Origin of the sequence: Agrobacterium sp. MCAB5 (genome assembly GCF_052114365.1) — a bacterium.
Classification (GTDB): domain Bacteria; phylum Pseudomonadota; class Alphaproteobacteria; order Rhizobiales; family Rhizobiaceae; genus Agrobacterium; species Agrobacterium tumefaciens.
Genome location: NZ_JBFREP010000013.1, coordinates 1 through 23,293, shown reverse-complemented (window position 1 = coordinate 23,293; position 23,293 = coordinate 1). Strand labels below are relative to the sequence as shown.

Here is a 23,293-nt window from a genome sequence, read left to right as displayed (position 1 = left end):
CCGCTTTAGCAGGCGACAAGGTGACCGGGCGAGACCTCACGGTAYTCACGCGGTTTCACCACGTAATCGATCGCGCGGATCGGGCTTTTCAGCTCGTCATTCGCGGCATTTCGCCGGGTGTTTCTGCGGTCCGGGTCCGGCACCGGCACGGCGGCCATCAGCTTGCGGGTGTAATCATGCTGCGGATTGTCAAACACCGCCGCACGCGGGCCGATTTCAACGATCTCGCCGAGATACATTACCGCTACCCGGTGGCTGACGCGCTCCACCACCGCCATGTCATGGCTGATGAACAGGAAGGCGAGATCGAGGCTTTGCTGCAGATCCAGCATCAGGTTRATGACCTGCGCCTTTATCGAAACGTCCAGCGCCGARACGCTCTCATCGGCGACAATCACCTTCGGCTGGAGCGCAAGCGCGCGGGCGATACAGATACGCTGACGCTGGCCGCCGGAAAATTCATGAGGGTAGCGCGCCGCCATATCGGGCGAAAGGCCGACCTTCGCCAGCATATCGGCCACAACATCCTTTGCCTCGCGGGCGTTTCCCATGCGGTGCTCCAGAAACGGTTCGGCAATCGCCGCACCCACCGTCATGCGCGGGTTGAGCGAGGCATAGGGGTCCTGAAAGATCATCTGCACCGTTTTGCGCATCTCGCGCATGCCTGATTTGTCGAGGGCGAGAATATTCTCGCCATTAACCATCACTGAGCCGGCATCCGGCTCGATCAGCCGCATGATGGCGCGCCCGGTGGTCGATTTGCCGCAACCGCTTTCGCCGACCAACGACAATGTCTCGCCGGCCCTGAGATCAAAGGACACATTCTCCACCGCATGCACGCGGCCGCTGAGCCGCCCCAAAAGGCCGGAGTGAATATCGAAGCGCTTGGTCAGCCCTTCTACCTTGAGCACCGGCTGGGCACTCGCGTCAACGGTATCGCCTGGCCGCGCCGGCTGCTGCGTTTCGCCTGTGGTGGTGTTGACGATGGGAAACCTGAGCGGTCTTTCCTCACCCGTCATGGAACCCAGAACCGGAACGGCGGACAAAAGCGCGCGGGTATAGGGATGCTTGCCGCGATGAAAGATATCAGCGGTCGCGCCAACTTCCACCTGCTCGCCGCGATACATGACAACGGTACGATCGGCGATCTCAGCCACCACGCCCATGTCATGGGTGATGAACAGAACCGACGTGCCTTCCTCCTCCTGAAGCGWCTTGATGAGGTCAAGGATCTGGCCCTGAATGGTCACGTCGAGTGCGGTCGTCGGCTCATCGGCGATCAGCAGCTTCGGCCGGGATGCAAGCGCCATGGCGATCATCACGCGCTGGCGCATGCCGCCGGAAAAGCGATGCGGATATTCATCGAAACGCGATGCGGCTGAAGGAATACGGACCTTTTCGAGCAGCCGAACCGTCTCCGCCCTCGCTTCGGTTTTCGACATCGGCTGGTGGCATAACAAGGCCTCGGAAATCTGGTCRCCGATGGTGAACAGCGGATTGAGGCTGGTCATCGGCTCCTGAAAGATCATGGCGACCTCGTTTCCCCTCACCTGCCGCATGGCATCTTCGGAGAGGGACAGCAGGTTGCGTCCTCCAAGCAGGATTTCACCCTCCACCCTGCTGCTTTCACGATCCAGCAGCCGCATGATGGAGAGGGAGGTAACGCTTTTACCCGAACCGCTTTCACCGACGATCGCGACCGTTTCACCCGGCCCGACATCAAAGGAAATATCACGAACCACGGGTTTCCAGCCGCCATCCACGTGAAAGGACGTGGTGAGATTGCGGACGGAAAGCACGGCATCTTCGGCACCAACGGGTGCGGCCTGCGGCATGGTCATGATCGTTCCCTTCTTGTCGTTAGGTTTTGGCGGCGCAAGCGGTCAAGCCTAGTCCGGCCAGCGCAGCATGCCGTCGAAGCGGTGKCGGCTCCGGTCTTCGAAAGGTGTTGCAATCACCTCGTTGGAGGCACGCGCCTTGTCCAGTTCCTCGGCCAGACGAGACGCCACGATGGTTTCCTGTCCGGGATGCAGATTGCATGGGTCGAGATAGAAATAGCGATGCTCTACCTCGTGGTCGCGGGTGATGATGGGAGGATTGCCCCTGGCCAACGCCGTCGTCAGGTCCCAGGCAGTGATATGCGCTTCTTCGGCATCGATGATCACGCGCAGCCTGTCGAGCGGGTTATTGGTCGGATCCGGCTCGATGAGCGCGGTCACGCCCGGGCGGCCATCCAGCGTTTCCTTCCAGAGATTGAGATATCCGGTCTCGCGCTCACGGATGCCGGCATGGTCGCGCTTTTCCCAGGCTTCCAGTGCCGCCATAACGCCATAGATGCTTTCCTTGCCGACCTTCATGCCGCGGCCAATGCCCATATTTTGCAGGAAGGCGTGGCGCACCAGTTCCTTACTTCCGGCCACGATGCCGGAGGTGGGGCCGCCGAGAAACTTGTGGCCGGAATAGAGTACAATATCTGCGCCGGTGGCCAGAAACAGCTCCAGATCATATTCGGACGCCGCATCCACGATAACCGGAACACCCTTGGCATGGGCGATCTCTACGAATTCGGAAAGATGCAGCAGGCCGTAATTCACGACATGGTGCGAGATGACATAGACCGCCGCCGCCGTCTTTTCGGTGATGGCGTTTTCCATGTGGAAGCGATGGGTCGATGTGGCCTGCCCGACCAGCACCACCTTGCCGCCGCCAAGCCGGATCGCCTGATCCACCGGCGCGCCGTAGCTCACCACATGCCCCATCTGCACCAGCACTTCGTTCTTTTCCGGTGCGATATCAGGCAGCTTTTCGATGGCCAGGAGATTGTTGCCGGTGATGGCGCCGGCAACAGCAAGGCTGATGCCGGAAGAGCAGGAAGCAGTGACGAAACCAGCCTCGCCGCCCGTCAGTCTCGCGATGATCGCGCTTGCCTTGCGCTGCAGATCGTTGATCTCTACGAATTGCGGCAGGATCGCCGCCATGGCCTSMACCGCCTCTGGAACGACGAYGGAAGCACCGAGCGACGTCATGGTGCCCGAGACGTTGATGACCGGGCGAAGGCCGATCCTGCTTCTGATATCCTCGGTCATGTCTTTCTCCTGTCTTTGCGATGCGATAGGCATCGACATATATGCCATAATAATGTAATAGCTTCTCAAAATTCATGAGGAGCCCGAAATTGGACGCCCATAAACTGGACGAATTGTCTTCACACGCCTTGTCCGCGASCRAGGAAAACMCGGACGCGAAGGTGGCCAAGCGCTCGCGTGTCAGCGGCATTGATCGCGCTCTTCAGGTGATTGATTACCTTTACGAAACCGGATCGCCAGCTGGCGCTTACGCCATTGCCAAGGCGATCAAGGCGCCACTTTCCACCGTCTATGTGATCGTTGACGATCTGGTCGAAAAGAACATGTTGGCGCGCAACGCCGAAGGTAACATATGGCTCGGCGCACGGCTTTATCACTACGGCCTTGCCTATGCCCGCTCGCTGGATTTCATGGGTGTCGCMACCCACGAAATGCATGATCTGTGCCGCCATGCGGGTGAGACGGTGCAGCTTTGCGGTCGCGACGGTGACCATATGCTGGTGCTCGCCATGGCGGATGGCCCCAGCCATTTCCAGGTTGCCTCGCGCGTCGGCACCCGTGTTCCATTGAACTGGACGGCATCCGGCCGCCTGCTCGTTGGCCATCTGCCGGAAGAGGAGCGCGTCGAGCTTTTCAAACGCTGCGCCCGCACGTCGCCCACCGGCCGTGCGGAAATCAATCCGGAAGCGCTTTCTCAATCGGCAGGCACGGCGTTCCGTGACCGGCTGTCGATACAGGTTGCGGAATCCGACTACGCTGTTGCCTGCATCGCCTCGCCGATCTGCGACACCAATGGAGAATGCGTGGCGACGATCTCCATCGTGCTGCCGGAACAGAAGGTGCTGGCGGACGAAAACCACTATACCGAACAGGTCAGGGTTTCGGCCGAAAGGATCGAGAAGCTGATGGGCTGGCGCAACCATTGAACGGCCTCAATCCCTAAGGGCGATGATGGCTTCTATCTCGACGGTGATGTTGCCCGGCAGCGAACCGAACCCCACGGCGGAGCGGGCGTGCTGCCCCGCATCGCCGAACACATCGATGAAGAGATCCGAACAACCGTTGATGACGCTTGGATGATCGCGGAAATCGCTGACGGCATTGACCATGCCCAGCAGCTTGACCACCTTCTTCACCCGCGACAGATCCCCAAGCGCCTCATGCATGACGGCAAGAAGATTGATGCCGGTTAAACGCGCATGCTGGTACGCCTCGTCCAGCCCGATCTCGGCTCCGACCTTGCCGGCGTACAGGTGTCCGTTCTCCTCCCTCGGGCCCTGCCCCGAAAGATAGAGCATGTTGCCTTCCACCACATGCGTGACGAAATTGGCGATCGGCGGCGGTGGCGGCGGCAGCGAGATGCCGAGCGCGGCAAGCCGGTCGTAGGGCGAATGACGCCCATCTGCCTCAAGCGAAGACTGTTTCACGCGAATTCCTCATAATACCGGGACGGGTATCCCTATTCTTTGCGGAAGACGGAGAGCATCCCTCCCCGCCGCTCCAGTCGGTTCAGCGCCAGGAATAGCCATGGCTGTGGCGCACGAGCTTGCGCGCTCTTGGGACATAACGGCTGGCGGCAATGGCCTCCGCACCGATCACCGCATAGCGTGGCTCGAACAGCCGCTTGAGACGCGAAACGTCGCCATTGGAATCGGTCGCCTCCAGATCGGCATCGACAAGATCGAAAACCGTGAAATCCGCACGCTGGCCAACATCGAGGCGGTTTTCCATGTCGAGGCGGATGATGGAGGCCGGATTGCGGGTGACGGCCTCGACGACATTTTCGAAAGGCATATCGACCGAAAGCAGCTTCGACATGGTCGTCGCCAGATCCCAGACGGGGAAATTCATCGAATGGCCATGCAAATCCGTGGAGATCGAGAAGGGCAAAAGGCCGCGCGCGATCGCCGCTTCCGCCACCTTGAAGGAGAAGGATGCACCGCCGTGGCCGATATCCAGCCGGATGCCTTCCCCGGCGCAGCGCTCCGCAAGGTTGAACAGGTCCTCGTCTTCCATGATGCTGGAGCCGGACTTGCCGTTGAAGCAATGGGTCACGACATCGCCGGGACCGAGAATTTCCAGCACCTCATCGTAGAGCGCAGGCGGTTCACCCACATGCACCATCATCGGCACTTTCAGGATCTTGGCGATCTTCTTGCCGAGTTTGACCGGCGTAACWCCCCARGAACCCGTAATGACATGGCTCGCCCGCACCTTGAGGCCAACGATATGTTCGCTGTTCTCTGCATAACATTCAAGGATGCGGTCGAGGTCGATATCCTTGATATCGCGCAGTTCCGGCACCCGGTTGCAGGCGACAAGCCCGATGGAGCCGAGATTGAGGAAGGCCTTGATGCGTTCCTTCGATGGTTCGATGATATATTCGCGAAAACCGTGGAAATTTGCTTCCCCCGCCGAACCGGCATCCACCAGCGTCGTCACGCCGCGCTCGGCCCCGCATTCTGASGGGCGGATGGAGATATCGGTGCCGCCATGCCAGATATGCACGTGCAGATCCACCCAGCCGGGCGAGACGAATGCGCCCTTTGCGTCGATGCGCTGCGCATCCGCCGGCGCCTGAAGGGCAGGCCCAACCGCCACGACCTTGCCATCGCCGCCGATCAGGATATCGGTCTGGGCCTGTGCCCCCCCCTTTTCGAAGCCGACGGGTTTCACATTGGAGAGAAGAATGGGAGCTTGAAGAGGCGTTTTTGCCTGTTCACCGGACGTCATATTACAAATCCCTTCGCAGTCTTGGGTCGAGCATGTCCCGCAGCCCGTCGCCGACCATTTGCAGCGAGAGCACGGAAAGAATGATGGCAAAGCCGGGGAAATAGGTCATCCAGTCCGCCTGGCCGATATATTGGCGGCCGGCRGAGATCATGGTTCCCCAGGTYGGAATTTCGGGGCTGACACCCAGCCCCAGRAATGAAAGGCCGGCCTCGGCCAACATGGCGCTGGCGAAAAGGAAGGTGCACTGCACGAGGATCGGCGAGATCAGATTGCGCAGCACATGCCGCGTCATGATGTGGAAGGTGGAGATGCCGAGCGCCTTGGCCGCCTCCACATAGGGCARTTCMCGGATMACCAGCGTCGARGCRCGCACGATGCGGGCAAGRCGCGGCGAATAAACGACGGCAAGTGCRATGATKACMGTCGTCAGCGACGGCCCGAGTGCGGCCACTAGCGCGATGGCCAGCAAAATATCCGGAAACGCCATCATGGCATCGATCAGTCGCGCGATCGGCGTATCCAGCTTCTGGAAGAAACCGGCAAGCAGGCCGAGCGTGATGCCGATCAACGCCGACAGCGCCACCACGGCGGCCCCGACCAGAAGCGACAGCCTTCCCGCAAAGATGGTACGGGAAAAAACGTCACGGCCGAACTCGTCGGTGCCGAACCAGTAGAGTTCGCTCGGCGGTTTCAGACGGTTGACGATCGACAGTTTCGACGGCGAATAAGGCGCGATCATCGGCGCGAAAACGGCGAGCAGCACGAAGACGAGCAGCACGATCAGACCGGCTGCGACCGTCTTGCGCTTCAACAGACGCCGAATGAACAGGATGGTCGGGTTGCGCGCCGGCTGGGCGGTGGAGGTGATATCGGCCATCAGTAACGAACCCTCGGATCGACCAGCAGATACAGCATGTCGATGGCAAAATTGATGAGCACGTAAAGCCCGGCGATGACGAGAAGCGCGCCCTGAATGACCGGATAATCGCGCCTCAAGACGGCTGACACGACGAGATTGCCTACGCCCGGCAGGCCAAACACGGTTTCCGTAACGACCGCGCCGGAAATCAGCACGGCGGCGGTGAGACCAAGCACGGTGAGGATGGGGATGAGTGCGTTCTTCAGCGCGTGTTTCATCACCACCCGGCGTTCCTTGACGCCCTTGGCTCTGGCGGTGCGGACGTAGTCGTCGCCGAGAACGTCCAGCATCGAGGCGCGGGTAAAGCGCAGAATGAGGGCGGAAGAAACGAGGCCGAGTGCGATGGCCGGCAAGGTTAGGTGATACATGCGCTCGAGGAAGCTTGCGCCCGGACCGCCATATCCCGACACCGGCAACATATCGAGCCGGACGGCGAAGAACTGCATGAGGATCAGGCCAAGCCAGAAGCTCGGAATGCTCGCCGCCAGCATCGCAATGGTTGTCGCTGCCTGATCCACGAAGGAACCGCGCCGGTAAGCGGCATAGATGCCGATGGGAAGCGCGATGGCACTGGCGATCAACAGCGAAAAGATCGTCAGGAAGAAGGTCGGTTCCGCCCGATCCAGAAGCGCCGATCCAACCGGCATGTTGAGGAAGATCGACTGGCCGAGATCGCCGCGCAGCAATTGCCCGATATAGTAGACATATTGCACGCCAAGCGACTGATCTAGGCCAAGTCTGGTGCGCAACTCCGCGATGTCCTGTGCCGARGCGTCCGGCCCGAGCATCACCGCCGCCGGATCCCCGGGCGTGACGCGCAGGATGATGAAAACGATGGTGACGACGAGAAACATCACCACGATCATTCCGGCAAGTCTCTGGAAAATATACCGTATCACGTATGAATGCTCCGAAGCGCGTGATGGGCCGCTCTCAGGCGACGGTTGAACAGAGTTGTCGACGAGTGCCGGTAAACCCGGCGCTCATGGCTGGAAGACTCCCGCCTCCGTCATGCCGGATCTGATCCGGCATCCAGCCACCGCGCGTCTGCGTGGTGAAGGCGTCCTCTTKCGGTCAAAGACTTRATCGCGCTGGACCCCGGATTTAGTCCGGGGGTCACGGAGTGCGGAGCGGTCTTACTTCGTAACCGAAGCATTCCAGAAATAGGGCCAGGGAGCCGGATCGACGCCATCAAGCTTGTTGGACTTCGCCGCCACGGCGTTGAAGTCGCCGATCTTGATGAGCGGCAGCTCGTCATAGATCGTCTTCTGCACCTTGGCCCAGAGAGCAATGCGCTTCTCCGGATCAGCCTCCGAGGTGAAAGCGTCCACCGCCGCCTTGCGCGTCGGCGTGTCCCACCAGCCCGGCGAACCTGTGGAAAGCGCGCCAATCAGCGCCGGCTCCGGCAGGAAGGGGCTGTGGCTGATGTAGATATCCCAGAGCTTCGGGTCGGCACGGCGCTGTGTCAGCGTCGCCCAGTCCACCACCTGCATATCCACCTTGAAACCGGCAAGCTTCAGATACTCCGCTGCCACCTGCGCCATTTTGTAGTGGAACTCATACTGACGGCTGGTGAGGATGCGCAACGGCTCGCCATTATATCCGGCGGCCTTCAGCTTTTCGGCTGCGGCCTCCGGGTTGCCGACATTATAATTGCCTTCGACGCCCTCTTCCGAATGCCAGGAGAAATTGGACGGATAGTAGGCGCCATCAAGCGCATAGAAATCCGTGCTGCCGAACGCCGCCGCCAGCATGTCCTCCATGTTCAACGCTTCGGTCACCGCCTTGCGGACCTCCAGCTTGGAAGACAAACCTTCCTTGGTATTGAATACAAAGACCGGATAACCGAAGGGCTTCAGCATCAACGGCTGCGAGGCCGAGGAGGACTTCACCTTGGCGAAGGATTCCACCGGAATGGAATCGACGTAGTCATACTGGCCGGAAACAGCGGCCTCGACACGGGTATTCGGATCGGGAACCGGAACGAAACGGATTTCATCGAGATACTGATGGCGCGCACCGCCATAKCCGTCACTTTCACCGTCACGAGACTTGTAGCCGTCGAAACGGACGAGCTGGATATATTGGTCCGCCTTGCGTTCCTTCAACATATAAGGGCCKGTGCCGACAAATTCTGTCATCGGCTCAGCCTGCTTTTCAGCGGGCAGAATGATGGCTGCGGAGTTGTTGAAAGCAAGCAGCGAGGTTAGCGGCGCATAGGGCTGCTTGAGGGTGATTGTCACCGTCTCGGCATCAGGCGCGGAGATATTGTCGATGAAACCGGCGACCTGTTTTCCGCGTGATGCGATCTTCATCCAGCGGCCAAGCGAGGCGACGACATCTTCCGAGGTCATATCGCTGCCGTCATGGAACTTGATGCCCTTCCGCAGCTTGATTGTGTAGGTTTTGCCGTCCGCACTGATGTCAGGCAGGCTTTCCGCCAGAAGCGGCGTCACCTTCCACCCCTTGTCGAAGGTATAGAGCGTTTCGAAAATATGTTGCGTGACAATACCGACGAGATCGGCCGTCGAGGCCATGGGATCGAGTGTCGGCGGCTCGCCGATCGTGGCGACATTGATGACACCGCCCTTTTCCGCAGCCATCATCACGCCCGGCGCTAGCATCAAAGCGGCAGTGGCGAGAAATGCAAGTTTACGTCTCATTGTTAAGCTCCCAGCTCTTGGTTCCGACCTTATGAGTTCCATTATTATGTTATACCAATCTTTATAACAGAATAACTCGATAGGGCGCCTTGTCAATGACAATGCGGCGCGAGGAACGGTTTCCAAGACAGCCGAAATGGAAGACGGGCCTTCGCAAGAGGCGGAAACGGAACGTAAGTCGATGGAAAAAAGGCTATTTCGCCCGAAACACGGCGCGCGGAAAACACCGCTGCTGCCAGCCGRAACTGCGGAAACTAAGGCTGGCTTTCAACTGGAAAAGGAAGGGGAGGAATTAAGAGGCTTTGATATTTCGCATTTGCGAACAAAGTGCTATTGAGGATCAGACCAAAACCAGATTACGACAGACATAATCTCGCATTCTTATTAATCGTTACGTTATTCGCCTTCCCAGCCGTGTTTTTAAGGGCTGCAGACAGACCAGATATTCTAAACCGCCGAGCTTTATTCCAAGGCGGGTTATAAATTTTTATTACGTTGAAATTATTGAGGAAATCATGAAGACGGCAATCGTGCATGACTGGCTCACCGACAGAGGTGGGGCCGAAAAAGTGCTTCACAACCTTCTTGAGATCTATCCTGACGCGGATCTCTATTGCCTTGTCGATTTCATGAGCGATCGAGACCGGGGCTTTCTCGGTGGCAGGCCGGTCAACACCTCCTTCATCCAGAAACTGCCTTTCGCTCGTAAAAAATATCGCTCCTATCTGCCGCTGATGCCGCTGGCCGTCGAACAATTTGATCTCAGCGGCTACGATCTGGTGATTTCCTCAAGCTACGCCGTCGCCAAGGGCGTTATCACCGGACCCGGCCAGTTTCACGTCTCCTATATTCACAGCCCCATCCGTTACGCCTGGGATCTCCAGCACCAGTACCTGAAAGAATCGAAGCTTAGTCGCGGTTTCGCCTCGTGGATCGCCCGTGCCGTTCTTCACTATATTCGCATGTGGGACATCCGCACCGCCAATGGCGTCGATCTCATGACGGTCAATTCCAAATTCATTCGCAGCCGGGTTCGCAAATGCTACGGACGCGACTCTACGGTTATTTATCCGCCCGTGGATACTTCCCATCTCTCCCCTTCCGACCTGAAAGGCGATTATTTCGTCACTGCTTCGCGGCTGGTGCCTTACAAGAAGGTCCACCTCATCGTAGAAGCCTTTGCAAAAATGCCCGACAGACGACTGGTCGTCATCGGCGACGGCCCGGACATGAAACGCATCAAGGAGATCGCCACTCCCAATGTCGAGATCCTCGGCTTCGTCGGCAATGACGAGCTTCACAAATACATGGCGGAAGCCAAGGCATTCGTCTTTGCTGCCGAAGACGATTTCGGCATCGTCCCGGTTGAATCGCAAGCGCTTGGAACACCCGTCATCGCCTATGGAAAAGGCGGTGTACTAGAGACCGTTGTTCCTCTCGGCGCCTCCAATCAGCCAACCGGGCTTTATTTCCGCGAGCAAACGCCTGAAGCCATCTGCGCTGCGGTGCAGGAGTTTGTCGATAACTCCGACAGTTTCGACAAGAACGCCTGTGTCGACAACGCCGCCCGCTTTTCAAGTGAACGCTTCCTGCGAGAATTTGCCGATACCGTGAATTTCGCGCTGGCTGAACGGGCCTGACATGCAATTTTCAAGGTCGAATATATCCATATTGGATATACTCTGTTGTCTTCGACAGAGACACTCATAGGTMAAGCAAGTGGCGTCACCGGCATTCTCTTATCCAGCGCAGGCTCGCCGTCGCCTTGTCCGCAATGCAGTCGCCGTGCATAATGATTCCTCGTTGTGAGCGAGGCGGCCCTGACCGGCCTACCTCATGAGTGATTTGGTCTTTGTACAAACAGAGGAATATCACAAATTGGTATCTAGTAAATACCAAATCGTGATATTTATGCGGAATTATGAGCAGGAAACGCGTCGAGCCAAAGACGCCGTTGGGAAAACGGCTGACCGAGGTCCGCGAAGCACTGAAATTTGACGAGCGTGAGCCATTTGCTGAGGCACTAGGCCTGACAGTTGCAATGCTTGGTTACTATGAACGGGGCGACCGTATTCCCGACGCTGGCGTTTTGGCTCTCTATCGTGAGCGGTTCGGCATCAATATAAGTTGGCTCGTGGCCGGTATGGGCGACATGTTTGACACAGCGCCAGCGGCACCTACTCTTGCCTACGACGTTGCCCTGCTGCAAAAAATCAGCGACCGGGTCGAGACGATCTTCGCGGAGTGTCGCCAAAAGTCGCCTACACGGTCTACAATAACGGAGGCCGCGCTTATTTATAACGAACTGGCCAAAACCATATCGGACATTCGCGACGTCCAGATGGTAGAAGCAATTTTACCCGTACTTCTGCTACGCTTCAGGGAGCGTATAACAACACCAGGATCGGGACTCGGCAAATGCGAATCTTCAAGTTTTTAATATTAAGCATATTTATACAGCTGCCACAATAGACAGATTTTTAAYCTCATTCAATACTTCCGATACAYGATTAGTAYTTCATAATAAATTTTGTATCCAYATCAAMTAAATAKYTCACTRAATTMTAAATAATTTTAAAATTTACATTAGGTGTTTTCATGGRAGATRMGGCGTTGCGTGATCACAGCTATGATATAGCCAAGGGTCTCGGCATAATTATGGTTGTCTTTGGTCACGCGGAAAGAGGTTTGAGTATTTCCGGTATGCCGACGCACTTCAGCCTTATGGGCTTTATTGACTATACGATTTACACCTTCCATATGCCGTTTTTTTTCTTCGTTTCTGGACTTTTTTTCTCCGAAAAAAATTTCGGCCCGACGGATTTTCTTACCAAACTCGGAAAGAATATCGCTTACCCTTATCTGTTCTGGTCAATTCTGCATGGCAGTCTGATGGTGGCTATGGGTCGTTTTGGTCTCACTAACACGACCATAGATTTCACCCGTGTCCTCGAAATCCTGTGGAACCCGATCAGCCCCTTCTGGTTTCTCTACGCATTGTTTTTCTGCCAACTTGCATCATATATTTTCGTTCAGGTGCCTCCGATTGTCCGCATGGCATTTGCGCTTGCCCTCTTCACACTTTTTTATCTGCACAGCCAGTCTGTTCCCTTGGATATCGCATATGGGCTCGTCTATTTCACACTTGGCACTGTTGCCAAGCAATATGGTTTTCGGCAGAGGCGATACACGGTACACTCATTTCTCGCGCTTCTCGTCGCCTTTGCGATTTCCACCTATTTCTCGTGGCAAACCGAAATTCCCGAACGGCTTCCTTTCCCATCCGCAATTCTCGGCATATTCCTGATTATCGCAATTTCGCAGGCGCTTGTTATTCGCGAAAGCGCGATTTCGTCGATGCTCAAGACACTCGGCCAGTTATCTGTCGGCGTGTATGTCATGCACATCATCGCTATAGGCTTTGGCCGAGCTGTCGCGGTGAATCTTTTCCACGTCACGGATATGGCGAGCTTGCTAGCGATCACGACCGTTATCGGCGTTGCCATACCGGCCATCGTACAGATGGCCGCTATCCGCTTAGGGATCCAAGAGTGGCTGGCGCTGCCGGCCTCCGCCCACCGCAAGCGTGAAACCAGCGCCGCAGGCCAGCCGGGGAGACTGAGGATCGGCCGCTGATGCGGGGAAAAGATACTTTAAAACAACCAATTATCATGTTTTTAAGTCAAACATGAAAGAAACTGGACAAGCGTGACAAAACTGCACTAGCGCTATGCGGTAATCGCAGTGATTATGCCGTCCGATTGAATATTGAAGAACGATGATACTGACGCCATTCGGGTTCGTGAATATTGTGCATGTTACGGATTTTCCGGCGCAATCGAGCGACGACTTAACTTGAAGCATCGCCTTAAGTTAGGCAATAAGCCTGATGCCAGCGTAGACATTTCGTGACACGATTCTGCTGAACGGATGTAATGCCCGGTTGAGATTTGATTTACCGGTGTCAAATATGAAGTGCCGATTTTTATAAAACTATACGATGTCCGGTTTGTTTCTTTTTTCGGACGAAATTTATTTTGAGGACCAAATGCGTTTATTGAATGTTTCGATTCTGCTTGCCTCCGCAGCACTTGCGGGGTGCACCGTGACCGCGGCATCAGGCCCCGATGCGGCAACAATCGAATCCAACGCTTCAGTGAAATTCAGTTCCAAGGACAAAAAGAAAACTGCGGGCGTTGACTACGCTCTTATCGATATCAACAGTTCCGTCCTGAACTATGTCGGCGATACCACCACCGCTACCCTGCTCGGCAGTTTCGGCGGCGGCAAGGGTGGTGTTCCGGCGTTGCCGATGGGCGTTGGTGACGTGGTGCAGGTCGCGATCTTCGAAAGCCAGGCGGGCGGACTTTTCATTCCAAACGATGCGGGCAGCCGTCCCGGCAACTTCATCAGCCTGCCGAACCAGACGGTAGACCGGGAAGGCAATATCAGCGTTCCCTATGCCGGCAAGATCCGCGCAACAGGCCGCAATGTCGAGGATGTTCAGAGCGAGATCGAGGAGCGTCTGGCCAACCGGGCCATCGAACCGCAGGTCCTCATCACCAAGATTTCCAGCCGCTCCGCACAGGCATCGGTGCTTGGCGACGTCAAGGAGCCGACGAAGGTCCAGCTTTCAGAAGCGGGTGACCGCGTTCTCGACGTCATCTCCTATGCAAAAGGCCTCAGCGCCCCAAATATCGAATCCTATGTCACGCTGATCCGTCGCGGCAAGACCGCGCGCGTCAACTACAATCACCTTGTCAGCACGCCTTCCGAGAACATCTATGTGGTTCCGGGCGACACGGTCATGGTGGAGCGTGAACGYCGCACCTATCTCGCTTTCGGCGCCTCCGGCCTCAATGGTCGTTTCGAATTTGAGGACGCCGCGCTGAAGCTCTCGGATGCATTGGGCAAGGCGGGCGGATTGCTYGAYTCCCGTGCCGACCCTGCGCAGGTCTATGTCTATCGTACCGTCAAACGCGATCTTCTYGTGAAGCTTGGCATCGACATGTCCAAGTTCCCGGGACAGGAAGTTCCGGTCATCTTCCGCGCCAACCTGCGSGATCCTTCAACCTTCTTTGCCACCACGAAATTCCCGATGCAGGATCGCGATATCATCTACGTCACCAACTCGCAGGCAACCGAACTTTACAAGTTCCTGGACCTCGTCGGCTCCGTTCCCGCAACGGCCGGCAACGTCTCCGAGGATGTGCTTGCGACGCGCAACGCCATCCGGGCGTTCTGAYCCTCGGCAACTCGCCGCTCCTGTTCAAAGCCGCCCCGGAAACGAGGCGGCTTTTTATTTTGGTCACGAKTGGGGTCAASTKYCRYGCRTCGAACCCGGCGACKGKCATATGCCCAAAAGCGCCACAACCCTTGTTTCGCAAGGCAACATGACGGCAGAYATCGTCGCCGCCATTACAAAAGTTTAAGGTGATTTTGCAGCGCATTGGGTGTCTTGTGGGAGCTAAAGCTGCTCCCAGGGCTTGCCGAACATGTTCGGGAAACATGTATTGCTCTCACTTTGCGGAACCGTCAGATGAAACGTTTCTGGACCGCCCTCAGCGTTCTCGCCATCGCAGCCGCCGGCGCGTGGTATTTTAAAGATCGCCTGCCCCTTGATCAAATTCCCTACCTCAAACAATTCGCCAGCGTTTCCCCACATGCAGAAACGGCAACGGCCGATGGATCTGCCGGCAAGAAGGGCCAGACGTCGCAGAACGGTCAAGCCGGCCAGCAGACAGGCCAGAGGCAAGGTGGCGGGCGGCGCAATGGCGGGCCGCCTACCGTCAGCACCATCGCCGTCAACAAGGCGACGTTGCCAATGGATGCTACTGCGACGGGATGGGCGGTTGCCGCCGACATCACCAATATAGCGCCGCTTCAGGCCGGTCTCGTTACGGAAATCTCCGCGAAGGACGGCCAGCATATCAAGGCGGGTGATCTGATCCTCAAGATGGATGACCGTATAGCCCGCGCAGCCGTCGACAAGGACAAGGCCAATATCGCTGCCGATCAGGCAACGCTGGAACAGACGGAAGCCGCCTTCCAGCGCGCCGCCAATCTGGTCAAGCAGAGCGCAGAGTCCCAGCAGGTGCTGGATCAGGCAAGGGCAGCCCGGGACAGCGCCGCCGCAAAGATCGATGCCGACAAGGCGACGCTTGCTTCCGACCAGGTAACGCTCGAACATATGGAGATCCGTGCGCCCTTCGATGGGCGACTCGGCGATGTTACCGTCAGCCCCGGTGCCTATCTCAGCGCTGGCATCAATATTGTGACGATCACGAAATACGATCCCATCTCTGTCAGTTTTCGCCTGTCGCAGCGCTACCTGCCGCAATTGCGCGAAGGCGTTCAGAAGGACACGGCGGTCGATGTAGACCCGGCGGCAACCGGCGGCGAGCCCATGAGCGGCATGCTGCGTTTTTACGACAACGTCGTAGACCAAACGTCCGGTACCGTACTTGCCAAAGCGGAATTCAAGAACGATCGCGGGCTGTTGTGGCCCGGCCAGTCCGTCAACGTCACGGCTCATTTCGTCTCCGACGCGGAGATGATCGTCGTGCCGACGGTTGCCGTGCGGCCGGGGCCGAAGGGTAATTTCGTCTACACCGTCGATGACAACCACCGTGTTCATATGACGACCGTGGAAGTTGCCCGCTCCAACGGCGATATGACAGCCATTGCCAGCGGCCTCACCGGCGGCGAGCATGTGATCATCGAAGGCCAGTCGGGACTTGCCGACGGTCAACAGGTGGTCGAGCAATTCTCGGACAAGGGCGGCGCGGCCGCCAATCTGGCCGCCAATATTTCGCAGCAGGAACAGGTGGGTAACCCATGATCCCGAATTTCTGCATCAACCGACCCGTCGCAACCACCCTTCTCGCCATCGGCCTCGTGCTCGCCGGGCTTGCCGGTTTCCGCCTGTTGCCCGTCGCTGCGCTGCCGAAAGTCGATTTTCCGACGATCAGCGTTTCGTCGTCGCTGTCGGGCGCCTCGCCGCAAACCATGGCCACCTCAGTCACCACGCCGCTGGTGAAGCAGTTCGAGACCATTCCGGGTGTCAGCGAAATCAGCGCCACCAACACKYTGGGCAACAGCTCCATCGTGCTGCAATTCGATCTCAACCGTGACATCGACGCAGCGGCAGCAGATGTTCAGGCGGCGATTTCGCGCGCACAGCGGCAGTTGCCAAGCAACATGACGACAACGCCGAGTTACCGCAAGACCAACCCGGCCGATGCGCCGGTACTGCTGCTTGCCATCAACAGCAAGGAGATGCCGACCAGCAAGGTGGACGAAATCGCCGAGAACATCATCTCGCCGCTGCTTTCAACCATCTCCGGCGTCGCGCAGGTGAGTATCTACGGCGCGCAGACCTATGCCGTGCGCATTGGCCTCGATCCCTCGCAGCTTCAGGCAAGAGGGCTTGGCGTCGATACCGTCACAACCGCCATCGCGCAGGCGAACAATCAGGTGCCCGTGGGCGCGTTGCAGAATGACAACCAGCGCCTGACGATAGAGGCAGACACCCAGCGCACCGATGCAGCGGCCTTCCGCTCGCTGGTGGTGGCGACAAGCAACGGTGCTTCCATCCATCTCGGCGATATCGCCAATGTCACCGACAGTATCGACAACCCCAATGCCGGCAGTTGGTTCGATGGCGAACAGGCGATCGTTCTTGCCGTGCAGCGCCAGCCGGACGCCAACACCGTTGATGTGGTGGATGCCATCCGGGCCAAGTTACCGGCGCTGCGTCAGCAATTGCCGCCATCGGTCAATATCAACGTCATGAAYGACGCCTCGACTGCAATCAAGGACGCGATTGCCGACGTACAGTTCACGCTGCTCCTCACCATCGGGCTGGTGGTYGCGGTTATCTATCTCTTCACCGGGCATCTGACGGCGACCATTATTCCGGGCCTTGCAGTGCCGCTATCACTGATTACCGCCTTCGGCGCCATGTATGTTCTGGGGTACAGTATCGACAATATCTCGCTACTYGGGCTGACATTGTCGGTCGGACTTGTGGTGGACGATGCGATCGTCATGCTGGAAAACATCCTGCGACTGCACGAGGAAAAAGGCCTGACGATGCGCGAGGCGGCCCTTCAGGGCGCCGCGGAAGTCAGCGGCACCATTCTGTCCATGTCCATCTCACTGGTCGCAGTGTTCATTCCCATTCTGCTGATGGGCGGAGTGATCGGCAGGCTGTTTAACGAATTCGGCATGGTGGTCACGCTGGCGATCATGGCGTCGGCGCTGGTTTCGCTGACTGTCACGCCGATGCTCGCCTCACGGCTTTCGGGTCATTCCTCCAGACCGCCGGCCATCATCCGTTGGTTCGACGCCGGCTTCGAGCGCACGCTTCGCCTCTATGGCAAGGCCGTCGGCTGGTGCCTTTCCCATCGCCGCGTGGTTCTGGGCGCATTCCTGGCATCGGTTGCAGCATCGCTTTATCTGTTCGAGACTTTGCCTTCCAGCTTCTTCCCGCAGGAAGATATCGGTCGCCTTTCCGTGTCGACGCAGGCGCGTGAGGACATTTCCTATACCGCGATGCGCGATCTTCAGGCGCAGGTGGCCGATCAGATCCGCAAGAACCCGGCCGTGGTGCATGTGACCTCTACAGTCGGCGGCAACTCCCGCAACCCGCTGAATAACGGCTCGATGTTCGTGGAGCTGAAACCGAAGGAAGAGCGTGCACCGCTAAGCCAGGTATTGGCGGAACTTGGCCAGGCGACATCGAAGGTGGCGGGCATCCGCACCTATATCAATCCCCAGCAAAGCTTGCGTTTGGGCGGGCGCAGCTCCGCCAGCCAATACCAGCTCGTCATTCAGGGCCTGAATGCCGACGCGACCAATGAATGGTCGAACAAGCTGATGGAGGCGATGCGCCGCGACCGCACATTCGCCGCCGTCAATTCCGACGCTCAGAACGGCGCAATTGCGGCGACKATTTCGGTCGACCCGGAAAAGGCAGCCGCCTTCGGCATTACCAACGACCAATTGCGCAAGACGCTGGAAATGTCGTTCGGCGGTTATACGGCGGCGCAAATCCAGTCGACCGGTGATAGCTATGATGTGATCGTCGAATTCGACAGCTCGAAACAGTGGAATGACGATTTCCTGAGCGACATCAACATTCTCTCGGCAAAATCGGGTGTTCTGGTTCCGCTTTCCAACTTCGCCACCCTCACCCGCACGCAGGCGCCGGTGACCATCAACCAGACGGGCCAGCTCGTTTCTACGACCATCTCCTTCAACCTGCCGGATGGCGTGGCGCTTTCGGATGCGACGAGCCGTATTGACCAGATCAAAACCACCATCGGCCTGCCGCAGGACGTGTTCACCAGCTATGGCGGCACGGCGGCGATATTCCAGCAGAGCCAGGGCAATACCGGCATCCTCATTCTTGCGGCGGTGTTGACCATCTATGTGGTGCTGGGTGTGCTTTACGAAAGCTTCATCCACCCGCTGACCATCCTTTCCGGTCTGCCGGCGGCGGCTTTTGGCGCGTTGGTGGCGCTGAAGGTGATGGGCATGGATTTCTCGATCATTGCGCTGATCGGGCTGTTGATGCTGATCGGCATCGTCAAGAAAAACGCGATCATGATGATCGACGTGGCGGTGGAACTGATCCGCGAAAAGGCCGAACCGCCCACCAGCGCCATCCACGAAGCCTGCGTGCGCCGTTTCCGGCCGATCATGATGACGACCTTCTGCGCGCTGCTGGGCGCCCTGCCCATCGCCCTCGGCTCAGGCGCCAGCTCGGAACTGCGCCAGCCACTTGGTGTTGCCGTGGTCGGTGGTCTCATCGTCTCGCAATTGCTGACGCTGTTCATCACCCCGGTCATCTTCGTGGAAATGGACAGGTTGGGTACCTACCTCACCGGGCTGTTTTCGCGCAAGAAATCGGCCGAAAAACACGCGGAACCGCAAAAGCCGGAAGGTTCCAGCGAACCCGATTCCGTCGCGGCATAGATCGTAGATACGCATTTCCGGACACAAACCGCGATGCGGTTTCTACCGGAAATGCTCTAATGCAAGCTTCCGAGGCGCTCCAGTGCCTCGGAAAATCCCTGTCCCTGCAACTGGAACGAAACCGTTCGGCCCTGCAGATCGGGGGCCTCTATYGTCAGGGTTTGTCCGGCCTTCAGCGCGGTTACAAGTTCGACGAACGGCGTGAAGGAAACGATGCAGCCCACGGGCAGACACGTGCTGACCTGAACTTCCTGCAACCGCACATTTCCGGATTTTACCGAAAACAGCTTTGTGACGGCAAGGCCGAAAGGCATGACCATGGTGCCGGAAAGCTTACCCGGCGTCCCGACATCATCCAGSCGGAACTCGACGGAGACGACCARTTTGCGTGTCTTCTCCTCAAGCTGGACCTGAGCGATGGCGCARAGMGGTTTTGCCGTCTCCGCMACCGGCKTACTGGCGTCATTATCATCTTTTTTCGCAGGCGCGACGCAAGCAAGCTGCCAACTCCCGTGAACCTCACGCAACGGCGCSKCCGCCTTTTTTTCTGCATCTTGCGCGGGAGCAYCGCCTGCCACCAAACCGGCGGACAGGAACACCGTGAGAGCCGTTTTCCAAAGCGTGTTTTGACTGCGCTTCATCAGAAACGAACTCCAAGTTGGGCTGAAGCAGATTGATCCAGCAGACCCGCGCCAAAAACCGCGCCGTAACGGAATGTCAAGGTGGCGGATGGGTTGAGATTGTAGCTAAGTCCCAGATTGATCAATGCCACGTCGCGCGCCATGGCAGCACTTGTCACAGAAAACGCACTGCCACCATCGTAGAACAGTGCGCTCTCCATCATCGGATCGCCATAGGCATGACGCCACCCGATATCGAGTATCGCGCGTCCAAGCATCCCCTCCAACGCAATGTCACGGCTGATGCGCGCCCCGAGCGTCGAATAAAACTCGTCGTGGCTGACGGCACCCGAAGAGACGGCGGCGATACCGCCCATCTCCCGGAAAGCATCCGTCCGCGTATTCACGTAAGCGATATTGGCGTAAGGCTCGATATGGGTGAGATCAAAATCGAACCGCCAGGCGGCTTCGGCAAAGACCTGCGTGGTGGAAGCGTCGTAACCAGCGGTTAGGTCCTCCTTCAATGTTGAAAAAGAAACCGCCCGGCGGGTTTCGACATCCTGAAAGGCGTGGGTTGCACCAAGACGCAGGGATGCAGGGCCAATTGTTTTGCCCGCATAACCCGCCACATAGTAGCTGTCYACGTCAGCAGATGCMGCRGGAGAACCCTGGCTGATCACATCGCGGCCGTAACCGGCCGCCACCCCGGCACGCCAGCCATCAGCCAGATCTCCGTCAACACCAAAGAGGACGCCGCCGCCCTTCATCTCGGCCGATGCGCCGTTTCCATCGCCATCGATGCGGCCGCGAGAGCCGAAACCACTGGACCAGAACGTGAGTGAACCCTCGTCAATGTCAAACGGGTTTGATCCGCCTTCAGCATAGGCGACCGGCAGGATCGGGCGCGCATCGACACCTTCGAAAGCACTGCGCAGCCGGTTGAAAATGACATCGCGGGTGAGTTGGCTGCGGTTGATCAAAGCCATGGCAAGCGAGGGATGAATTTCCCCGGCAAGCTGCGCGAAGGCGGATTGGGTTTCGCCCTGCTGCAGAAACACTGCCGCCTCGTAGAGCGGCGAGCTTTCCCCAAGCGCCTCTATGGCGTTGGCGGCCCCGCGCGCATTGGCCGTCGATGTTTCAGCGGCCAGAAAGCCGGCATCCGGTGATGCMCGGGCGAAGGAAAGATARGTGSTGCCGTCGTCGGCACTCCGGGCTAMCCTTGCGGTCAGATAGGCGAAATTTTCGCCGACACTTGAAAACGTACCGGTAATTCCACCCGTTGCCGTCAGGATCGTGTAGCGGGTGCTGAGGCTATAGGCAGTTTGGTTCGCCAGCGACGTAACGACAAGACTGACATCATTGTCGATAGTGATGGTTCCGGTCACGGCAAGCCTGTCGGAATTGCCGGCGGCGTCGATTTCAACCTCATAGCGAGAGCCACTAGCAAATGTTGCGCTGCCCGTGGAAGCCAGCGTGCCGATCGAATTGCCGGGCGCGAGCGTGCCACCCGAGCCGACAGTCAGGCCGCCGATGGTGCCGGAGCCCCCGAGTGTGGCACCGGTACCGACCGAAACAGCGCTTGCAAGCGAGCCATTGACGCTGAGCTTTCCAGAGGAAACCGCAGTGGTGCCCGTATAGGTACTATTTCCGGCCAAGACCAGATTACCATCGCCGGTCTTTTCAAAGGTGCCAGTACCGCTGATGGCATTGGAAAGCGTGCCGGCACCATCGACAACGAGTTGCGCATCRTTGGCGATGCCGCCCGAGCCGAAACTTTTTGAGKTGCCTTTCAGCGTGCCGGAGGAAATCGTGGTGCCGCCGGAATAGCTGTTATTGCCGCCAAGCGTTGTGACGCCAGCTTCGGCAACGACTTTGCCCGCACCTGAAATATCGGCGGAGAGTATATAGCCGGTCTCGGAATGGTTGAAGACGATGCTGCCGTTGCCTGCACCGAAAGCAATCGTGCGCGCTTCCAACGCACCGGCTGAGCGGGCGGTTTGGCCCGCGGCAGCTCCGATGTTGAGCACCCCTGTGGAACCCGCCGATGCGGCAATGAGAATAGTGGGCGCAGCCAGCGAGGCTCCGCCGGTTATCTCCACGGAACCGTTTCCGGCATAGCCGACGACCATGAGATTGCCAACCGCAACGCGCGATCCCACACCGCTGACCAGAACGTTTCCATTCGATCCCGCCGCACTGCCCGCATAGAGATCATAGGCATCAAGCGATCCGCCATTCGTAACGGTCAAGCTTCCGGAACCTTCAAAACCCACATCAACGGAGCCGGAGTTCACAACGCCGTTGTCGATATAAGCGGTGACGTTCGAACCCGCTCCTGTGATCGTCATCGTGCCGGAGGAACCGGCAAGATCACCGAGCATCACCTTGGCAGCTTTGATACCGCCGCCAGCGCTGACCGACACATTTCCTGTAGCCCCGCCTCCGTATCCGACAAAAAACGTTCCGGTCATCGCCCAGCTCGATCCGTCGCCCGCCACCGTTACGGTGGAAGTGGAACCGCCATGGGCCGCAACATAGCCGTCGCGGCTTTCCACCGTGCCACCGGCCTCGACGGTCATGGAACCGTTGCCGTCAAGGCCGACATTGAGATCGGCGCGGCTTTGCAATTTGCTGCCGGCACCGGATACCCGGGCGGAACCGGTACCACCGGCATTTGCTCCGATGATAATATTCGCTGCATCGACAAGGCCGCCGCCCGTGACCGCCAGCGAACCCGTGCCATTCACCCCCACCTCGAGATCACCACGGTTGACTGTCCAGACCGACCGCTGCCCGTCCACAACGGCAGCGCCGGTCGCGCCCGCCACAACGCCGAGCTGCGCCGCCGTGCTATCCACGGAGCCACCTGCCAGGACGTTGAGCTTGCCGTTGCCAGCGGCACCGCCCGGATCGGCGGTGTCGCCGCCGATCTGCAGATTGCCGGTCCTCCAGTTGGAGCCGTCGCCGGTCACGGTCGCCTCACTCACCGAGTGGCGACCGATAATGGCTTCGCCACTGGTGACGGTCCCCGCAGCCTCGACCAGAAGCTTCGCAGCGCCCGAATTGCCGACGACAAGTGCGCCGCCGCTTCGCAGTGAAGAGTTGAGGCGGCTGACCGTGACAGAACTTCCGTCCGCAGAAGCCAGATTGGCAATCACCGTCGTTGTCTGACTGATGACCGTGCCGCCACCRGTTACGGTGAGCTTACCAACGCCTGCTTCGCCAACGACCATATCCCCGGACATGGTCCAGTGGCTGTCTTCACCGGAAACGGCTGTCTTCACCGGAAAC

The 23,293-nt window shown here is 58.1% G+C and carries 16 protein-coding genes; 7 read left to right on the top strand and 9 right to left on the bottom strand.

Annotated elements, in window-relative coordinates; all coding sequences use genetic code 11:
- Positions 1-5: 5 nt before the first annotated feature.
- Positions 6-1,841, bottom strand: a complete 1,836-nt coding sequence (locus tag AB4Z23_RS23490; RefSeq protein ID WP_441360836.1) for an ABC transporter ATP-binding protein — start codon at positions 1,839-1,841, stop codon at positions 6-8.
- A 48-nt stretch (positions 1,842-1,889) separates the two neighbouring features.
- On the bottom strand, positions 1,890-3,086 hold the full coding sequence (locus AB4Z23_RS23485) for an aminotransferase class V-fold PLP-dependent enzyme (RefSeq protein ID WP_441360835.1): 1,197 nt from the start codon (positions 3,084-3,086) through the stop codon (positions 1,890-1,892).
- Between the two features lie 89 nt (positions 3,087-3,175).
- Here AB4Z23_RS23485 and AB4Z23_RS23480 point away from each other — a divergent pair, with 89 nt between their 5' ends.
- Complete coding sequence (locus AB4Z23_RS23480) at positions 3,176-4,012, top strand: IclR family transcriptional regulator (RefSeq protein ID WP_441360834.1); 837 nt, start codon at positions 3,176-3,178, stop codon at positions 4,010-4,012.
- A 6-nt stretch (positions 4,013-4,018) separates the two neighbouring features.
- On the opposite strand, the gene AB4Z23_RS23475 is transcribed toward AB4Z23_RS23480, so the two are convergent.
- The 5 genes from AB4Z23_RS23475 to AB4Z23_RS23455 form a co-directional block, all read right to left on the bottom strand.
- A complete protein-coding gene (locus tag AB4Z23_RS23475) occupies positions 4,019-4,513 on the bottom strand; it encodes a RidA family protein (RefSeq protein WP_019564632.1) in 495 nt (164 codons plus the stop codon).
- Positions 4,514-4,595: 82 nt separating this feature from the next.
- Complete coding sequence (locus AB4Z23_RS23470; RefSeq protein ID WP_113291554.1) at positions 4,596-5,819, bottom strand: amidohydrolase/deacetylase family metallohydrolase; 1,224 nt, start codon at positions 5,817-5,819, stop codon at positions 4,596-4,598.
- 1 nt (position 5,820) lies between these two features.
- Positions 5,821-6,696 carry an ABC transporter permease gene (locus AB4Z23_RS23465; protein ID WP_019564634.1) on the bottom strand — a complete coding sequence of 292 codons (876 nt, stop codon included), beginning with the start codon at positions 6,694-6,696 and terminating at the stop codon, positions 5,821-5,823.
- Entirely contained in the window at positions 6,696-7,637 is a 942-nt protein-coding gene (locus tag AB4Z23_RS23460; protein WP_441360833.1) for an ABC transporter permease, read from the bottom strand. The genes AB4Z23_RS23465 and AB4Z23_RS23460 overlap by 1 nt, the downstream gene beginning before the upstream one ends.
- Positions 7,638-7,874: 237 nt before the next feature.
- Positions 7,875-9,401, bottom strand: coding sequence for an ABC transporter substrate-binding protein (locus tag AB4Z23_RS23455; protein ID WP_013761535.1), 1,527 nt, complete (start codon positions 9,399-9,401; stop codon positions 7,875-7,877).
- A gap of 515 nt (positions 9,402-9,916) precedes the next feature.
- Between AB4Z23_RS23455 and AB4Z23_RS23450 the strand changes: the two genes are divergently transcribed.
- The 6 genes from AB4Z23_RS23450 (at position 9,917) to AB4Z23_RS23425 (ending at position 19,382) form a co-directional block, all read left to right on the top strand.
- Complete coding sequence (locus tag AB4Z23_RS23450; protein WP_003510798.1) at positions 9,917-11,041, top strand: glycosyltransferase family 4 protein; 1,125 nt, start codon at positions 9,917-9,919, stop codon at positions 11,039-11,041.
- Between the two features lie 281 nt (positions 11,042-11,322).
- Complete coding sequence (locus AB4Z23_RS23445; protein ID WP_065661635.1) at positions 11,323-11,841, top strand: helix-turn-helix domain-containing protein; 519 nt, start codon at positions 11,323-11,325, stop codon at positions 11,839-11,841.
- Positions 11,842-12,014: 173 nt separating this feature from the next.
- The gene (locus tag AB4Z23_RS23440) at positions 12,015-13,037 is read left to right on the top strand and encodes an acyltransferase family protein (RefSeq protein WP_441360832.1); all 1,023 of its coding nucleotides are present in this window, start codon (positions 12,015-12,017) and stop codon (positions 13,035-13,037) included.
- Positions 13,038-13,449: 412 nt separating this feature from the next.
- Positions 13,450-14,646: a polysaccharide biosynthesis/export family protein gene (locus AB4Z23_RS23435; RefSeq protein ID WP_013761539.1), complete on the top strand. Its 1,197-nt coding sequence runs from the start codon at positions 13,450-13,452 to the stop codon at positions 14,644-14,646.
- A gap of 294 nt (positions 14,647-14,940) precedes the next feature.
- Positions 14,941-16,242, top strand: coding sequence for an efflux RND transporter periplasmic adaptor subunit (locus tag AB4Z23_RS23430; protein ID WP_025595710.1), 1,302 nt, complete (start codon positions 14,941-14,943; stop codon positions 16,240-16,242).
- Complete coding sequence (locus tag AB4Z23_RS23425) at positions 16,239-19,382, top strand: efflux RND transporter permease subunit (protein ID WP_112674627.1); 3,144 nt, start codon at positions 16,239-16,241, stop codon at positions 19,380-19,382. Before AB4Z23_RS23430 ends, AB4Z23_RS23425 begins: the two co-directional genes overlap by 4 nt.
- Positions 19,383-19,438: 56 nt before the next feature.
- Here the strand turns inward: AB4Z23_RS23425 and AB4Z23_RS23420 are convergent, their stop codons facing one another.
- Together AB4Z23_RS23420 and AB4Z23_RS23415 are read right to left on the bottom strand one after the other, a co-directional pair.
- Complete coding sequence (locus AB4Z23_RS23420) at positions 19,439-20,023, bottom strand: invasion associated locus B family protein (RefSeq protein WP_441360831.1); 585 nt, start codon at positions 20,021-20,023, stop codon at positions 19,439-19,441.
- Positions 20,023-23,293, bottom strand: a 3,271-nt coding sequence (locus AB4Z23_RS23415) for an autotransporter domain-containing protein (protein WP_441360830.1), incomplete at its 5' end; no start/stop codon positions are given. The genes AB4Z23_RS23415 and AB4Z23_RS23420, both read right to left, overlap by 1 nt.

What these genes read in the sequence shown, in the direction of transcription:
- AB4Z23_RS23450 (WP_003510798.1), top strand. Translation starts at nt 9,917, where the DNA reads ATGAAGACGGCAATCGTGCATGACTGGCTCACCGACAGAGGTGGGGCC.
- AB4Z23_RS23445 (WP_065661635.1), top strand. Translation starts at nt 11,323, where the DNA reads ATGAGCAGGAAACGCGTCGAGCCAAAGACGCCGTTGGGAAAACGGCTG.
- AB4Z23_RS23430 (WP_025595710.1), top strand. Translation starts at nt 14,941, where the DNA reads ATGAAACGTTTCTGGACCGCCCTCAGCGTTCTCGCCATCGCAGCCGCC.